At 69.6% G+C, this 6,510-nt stretch carries 1 protein-coding gene; it reads left to right on the top strand.

What is annotated here, in order from left to right; genetic code table 11:
- Window positions 1-61 precede the first annotated feature (61 nt).
- The coding region (locus ACFVUH_RS37130; protein ID WP_387918046.1) for an amino acid adenylation domain-containing protein at window positions 62-6,510 on the top strand (6,449 nt) is incomplete at its 3' end.

Genomic DNA, 6,510 nt, shown 5'->3' with positions numbered 1-6,510 from the left:
CCTGATCGCGGCCTACACCGCCCGCCTGACGGGTGCCGAGCCGGACTGGCCGCAGCTGCCGGTGCAGTACGCCGACTACACGCTGTGGCAGCGTGCGCTGCTCGGTGACGACGGCGACCCGGAGAGCGCGTTCAGTCGCCAGTACGGTTACTGGGCTGAGCAGCTGGCCGGTCTGCCGGAGCAGGTCACCGTCCCCACCGACCGGCCCCGCCCCGCCGTCGCGGGCAACGCCGGTGCCGCGTGCAACTTCAACTTCGGCGCGGACCTGCACCGGGACCTCGCCGAGCTGGCCCGCAGCACCGACACGACCGTTTTCATGGTGCTGCAGGCCTCCCTCGCCGTCCTCATGACCCGTCTCGGTGCCGGTACGGACATCCCGATCGGTTCTCCGATCGCCGGGCGGACCGACGAGAACCTCGACGACCTGGTGGGCTTCTTCGTCAACACCCTGGTCCTGCGGACCGACACGGCCGGCGGCCCGGCCTTCACGGACCTGCTGGCGCAGGTCCGCCGGGCCACCCTGGCCGCCTACGCGCACCAGGACGTCCCGTTCCAGCACCTGGTGGAGAAGCTCAACCCGCACCGCTCCGCTTCGCACCACCCGCTCTTCCAAGTCATGCTGGCTCTGCAGAACAACGAGCAGGCCGACTTCCAGCTTCCCGGGCTGCGAGTCAGCCCCGAGCCGATTCCCACCGGCACCGCGCGATTCGACGTGTTCATCACTGTCGGCGAGGAGCATGGCGAAGACGGCGCGCTTGCGGGAATCAACGGGTTCGTCGAGTTCGCGACGGAACTGTACGACCGGTCGACCATGGAGGTCATGGCCGAGCGGTGGGCACGCCTGCTGCGGGCCGTCGTTGCCGATCCGCAGCTGACCGTCGACACGGTCGAGATCCTCGACCAGGTCGAGCGCCGGCGCATCCTCAGCGAATGGAACGACACCGCCGCCGAGGTGCCGTCCGCCACGCTGCCCGGGTTGTTCGAGGCCAGGGTGGCGGTTGCGCCGGACGTGGTGGCGTTGGAGGCCGGGGATGAGACGTGGACGTATGCGGAGTTGAACGCGCGGGCGAATCAGGTCGCGCACTGGCTGATCGGCCGGGGTGTCGGGGCTGAGGATCTGGTCGGTGTGGCGTTGCCGCGCGGTGTCGAGCAGGTCGCGGTGATCCTGGGTGTGGTGAAGGCGGGTGCGGGTTATCTGCCGGTGGATCCGGAGTACCCGGCGGATCGCATCGCGTACATGCTGGCGGATGCGGCTCCCGTCCTGTTGCTCAGTACGGGGCGGCTGGCGGAGGGGTTGCCGGAGGGTCTGGCGGTCGAGGAGTTGGCCGTGGAGGGGCTGGCCGGGGTCTGGGACGGGCAGCCGGCGAGTGATCCGACGGATGCGGAGCGGGTTGCGCCGCTCGCCCCGGCGAACACCGCGTACACGATCTACACCTCGGGTTCCACGGGTCGGCCCAAGGGTGTCACTGTCGCGCATACGGGTCTGGCGTCGTTGGTCGCCACGCTGGTCGAGCGTTGCGCTCTTGGTGAGGGCAGTCGTGTGCTGCGGTTCACCTCGGCGAGTTTCGATGTCTCCGTCATCGAGTTGATGCTCGGGTTTGCCGTGGGGGCCACGTTGGTGGTGCCGCGGGTTTCCCTGCTGGCGGGTGAGGAGCTGGGCCGGGTGCTGGCCGAGCGGCGGATCAGTCATGTGTTCCTGCCGCCGTCGGCTCTGGCGAGTCTGCCGTCCGGTACCGAGGGTGCGTTGCCTGATCTGGGCACCGTCGTGGTGGCGGGTGAGGCGTGCCCGCCCGATCTGGCGGAGCGGTGGTCGGTGGGGCGTCGGATGATCAACGCTTATGGGCCGACCGAGACCACCGTCTATGCGTCGACCGGTGGTCCGCTGTCGGGTGCCCATGTCCCGATCGGGCGGCCGGTGGTCAACACCCGGGTGTATGTGCTGGACGAGTATCTGCGGCCGGTGCCGCAGGGTGTCGCGGGTGAGTTGTATGTGGCGGGTCGGGGTTTGGCGCGTGGTTATCTGGGGCGTGCGGGTCTGTCGGCGGAGCGGTTCGTGGCGGATCCGTTCGGTGCGGCGGGCGACCGGATGTATCGCACGGGTGACCTGGTGCGGTGGAACCGGGACGGTGAGCTGGAGTACCTGGGTCGTAGTGACGATCAGGTGAAGATCCGTGGGTTCCGGATCGAGCCGGGTGAGGTCCAGTCGGTGCTGGCGCGGCATGCCGAGGTGGCGCAGGCGGTGGTGGTTCCGCGTGAGGACCAGCCCGGTGACACCCGTCTGGTGGCTTACGTCGTTCCGGGGGCCGGTGGTGGTGCCGATGTGGGCGCCGGTGCTGGTGAGCAGGTTGAGGACTGGCGGGAGTTGTACGACTCGTTGTACGAGGGTTCGGCCGCGTCGTTGGGTGAGGATTTCGCGGGGTGGAACAGCTCGTACACGGGTGAGGCGATCCCGTTGGAGGAGATGCGGGAGTGGCGTGCGGCGACGGTGGAGCGGATTCGTTCCTTCGCGCCGCGGCGGGTGTTGGAGATCGGTGTCGGTTCGGGTCTGTTGATGGCGCCGCTGGCGGGGGAGGTCGAGGCCTACTGGGGTACCGATCTGTCGCAGCCGGTGGTGACCCGGTTGGTGGGGCAGGTCGCGGAGCGGGGCTGGGAGCACGTCCAGCTGCGCTGCCGGCCGGCGGAGGACTTCACGGGGCTGCCCGCCGGTTACTTCGACACGATCGTGATCAACTCGGTCGCGCAGTACTTCCCGAACCGGGAGTACCTCACCTCCGTCCTGCGTCAGGCGCTGGAGTTGCTGGCGGACGGTGGCCGGGTCCTGCTGGGTGACATCCGTCATCTGGGACAGCTGCGGATGTTCCAGACGGCCATCCATGCCCCGAATGCCGCCGGCAGCGCTCAGCTCCATGCTTCGGTGGAGCACGCGTTGGTGGTGGAGAAGGAACTGCTGGTCCACCCGGACTATTTCACCGCTCTTGCCGCCGAGTGCGGTGCGGGTGTGGACATCCGCCTCAAGCGTGGTGAGGCGCACAACGAGCTGACCCGTCACCGTTACGAGGTCGCCCTCCACAAGAATCCGGCGGAGCTGACCGACGTTGCCGGTTCGGGCGACCAGGCCGGCCAGCCGGTCCTGCGCTGGGGGAGCGACGTCACGACCTTGGAGCAGCTCGGGGAGCGGCTTGCCGGTGGTGTGCCGCTTCGTGTGGTGGGTGTTCCCGACGCGCGTCTGTCGGGTGAGGCGGCTGCCGTCGAGGCGCTGGACGCCGGTGAGGACCTGGACGCGGTGCGGTCGGTGCTCGGCTCGGTGGCCGGGATCGATCCGGAGGCCTTCCACCGGTGGGCCGAGGGTCTCGGGTTGCGGGCGGTGGTCACGTGGAGTGCCGGTCTTCCGGGCGGGTTCGACGCGGTCCTGCTGGACACGGCGGACACCCGGGCGGTGACCGGTGTCTACCGGTCCTCCGGTGGCGGTTCCGCTTCTCTGACGAACTCCCCGGCTCGGGCGCGGACGAGCGGGGCACTGGTGACGGCGCTGCGGCAGGTGTTGCAGGCGCAGTTGCCGGAGTACATGGTCCCGTCGGCGATCGTCACCCTGGACCGCATTCCGCTGACGCCGAACGGCAAGATCGACCGCAAGGCCCTTCCCGCGCCGGAGTACACGTCCGCGGGTGGTGGCCGTGCACCGCGCACGCCGCAGGAGGAGATCCTCTGCACCTTGTTCGCGGAGATCCTCGGTCTGCCCGGCGTCGGGATCGACGGCGACTTCTTCGAGCTCGGCGGTCACTCCCTGCTGGCGACCCAGCTCTCCAGCAGGATCCGGGCCACTCTCGGCACCGAGATGCCCCTCCAGACACTCTTCGAGGCGCCCACGGTTGCCAGGCTCGCGCCGCGCCTGACCCGGAACAGCGAGCTGCGCCCGCCGCTCCTGCCCGCCACCCGGCCCAACCCCCTTCCCCTCTCCTACGCCCAGCAGCGGCTGTGGTTCCTGCACCAGCTGGAAGGCCCCTCCGCCACCTACAACATGCCGCTCGCCCTGCGGTTGACCGGTGACCTGGACCAGCAGGTGCTGCGGGAGGCCATCAACGACGTCATCGCGCGGCACGAGGCGCTGCGCACGGTCTTCGAGGAGGTCGACGGGCAGCCCCGTCAGCGCGTTCTCGACCCCGAGCACGCCCGGATCGACTTGCGGATCGGCACCACGAGCGAGGACGGTCTCTCCCACCAGCTGCGTCAGGCCGCTCGGCACGAGTTCGACCTGTCGGTCCAGGTGCCGTTGCACGCCGAACTGTTCACCGTCAGCCCGAGCGAGTCGGTGCTGATGCTGGTGCTGCACCACATCGCCGGTGACGGTTCGTCGCTCGCCCCGTTGGCCCGCGACCTGGTCGCCGCGTACTCCGCCCGACTGGAGGGTTCCGCGCCGCAGTGGCCGCAGCTGCCGGTGCAGTACGCCGACTACACGCTGTGGCAGCGCGACCTGCTCGGTGACGACACCGATCCCGACAGCCTGTTCGCCCGCCAACAGGATTACTGGGCCGGGCAGTTGGCCGGTCTTCCGGAGCAGGTCACCGTCCCCGCCGACCGGCCCCGCCCCGTGGTGGCCGGCTACGCGGGTGACGTGAGCACCTTCGGCATCGACGCGGAGCTGCACCAGGCGCTGTCCGAGCTGGCCCGTTCGACCGGCACCACCATGTTCATGGTGCTGCAGGCGTCCTTCGCCGCTCTGCTGACCCGTCTCGGTGCCGGAACGGACATCCCGCTCGGCGCACCGATCGCCGGACGCACCGACGAGAACCTCGACCAGCTCATCGGCTTCTTCGTCAACACCCTGGTGCTGCGCACGGATACGGCGGGCAACCCGTCCTTCACCGACCTGCTGGCGCAGGTCCGCCGGACGAGCCTGGAGGCCTACGCCCACCAGGACATCCCGTTCGAGCACCTGGTGGAGAAGCTCAATCCGCACCGCAGCACCACGCACCACCCCCTGTTCCAGGTCATGCTCGCCCTCCTCAACACCGAGCAGCCGGACTTCGAACTGCCCGACCTGCAGGTCGCGGCAGACGGTGTCGCCATGGGCACGTCCAGGTTCGACATGTTCATCAACATGGGGGAGCACCGGGACGACAACGGCACCCCGGCCGGCATGTCCGGCACGGTCGAGTTCGCCACCGACCTGTACGACCGGTCGACGATCGAGGCGCTGACCGCACGCTGGATCCGACTGCTCAGGTCGATCGCCGCCGACCCGTCCCGGCCCATCGGATTCCTGGATGTCCTCACCCATGGTGAGGCTGCCCAGCTCCGGGACTGGGCGAGCATTCCGGGTGTGGGGATCGGTGCGGCCACGCTGTCGGAGCTGTTCCAGGCCCGGGTGCAGGCCACTCCCGACGCCATCGCCCTGGAGGCCGGGGACGCGGCTTGGACGTATGCGGAGCTGAACGCGCGTGCCAACCGGATCGCGCACTGGCTGATCGGCCGGGGCATCGGGGCGGAGCAGCTCGTCGGTGTGGCCCTGCCCCGCCGCATGGAGCAGCTCGCCGTGATCCTGGGCATCGCGAAGGCGGGCGCCGCCTACCTGCCGGTCGACCCGGACTACCCGGCGGATCGCATCGCGTACATGCTGGCCGATGCCGCTCCCGCCCTGCTGCTCACCACCGGGCGGCTGGCGGAGGAGTTGCCGGAGGGGCTGGCCGTCGAGGAGCTGGCCGGGGTCTGGGACGGGCAGCCGGTCACCGATCCGACGGATGCGGACCGGGTCGCGCCGCTCACCCCGGTGAACACCGCCTACGTCATCTACACCTCGGGTTCCACCGGCCGGCCCAAGGGCACCGCCGTCCCCCACACCGGACTGGCCGGTGTCATCGCCAGCCTGATCGAGTGCTGCGCGACCGGTCCTGACAGTCGCGTCCTGCAACTGGCCTCCCCCAGCTTCGATGTCTCGATCATCGAGATCCTCATGGCCATCAGCCGTGGCGGCACCCTCGTCGTGCCCCAGCCCGGCCGCCTCGCGGGGGAGGAGCTTGCGCGTACTCTGGCCGACCGCCGCGTCACCCACGCGTTCATCCCGCCGTCGGCGCTGGCGAGCATGCCCGAGGCCACCGCGGCCTCGCTGCGCTACCTGCACACGGTGCTGGTAGCGGGCGAGGCGTGCCCGCCCGAGGTGGTGGAGCACTGGTCGCAGGGCCGCCAGATGATCAACCTGTACGGGACGACGGAGACGTTCGTCAGCTCCATCAGCTCACCGCTGGCGGGCAGGAACGTCACGATCGGGCGGCCGATCGTCCACACGCAGCTCTATGTGCTGGACGAGTACCTCCGGTTGGTGCCCCCGGGTGTCGCCGGTGAGCTGTACAACGCCGGTACGGTCATGGCGCGTGGTTATCTCGGGCGTGCGGGTCTGTCGGCGGAGCGGTTCGTGGCGGACCCGTTCGGTGCGGCGGGTGGCCGGATGTACCGCACGGGTGACCTGGTGCGGTGGAACCGGGACGGTGAGCTGGAGTACCTGGGCCGTAGTGA

The organism is Kitasatospora sp. NPDC058032, assembly GCF_042885845.1.
Classification (GTDB): domain Bacteria; phylum Actinomycetota; class Actinomycetes; order Streptomycetales; family Streptomycetaceae; genus Kitasatospora.
The sequence above is the reverse complement of the archived record's forward strand: the minus strand, read 5'-3'. Positions and strand labels throughout refer to the sequence as shown.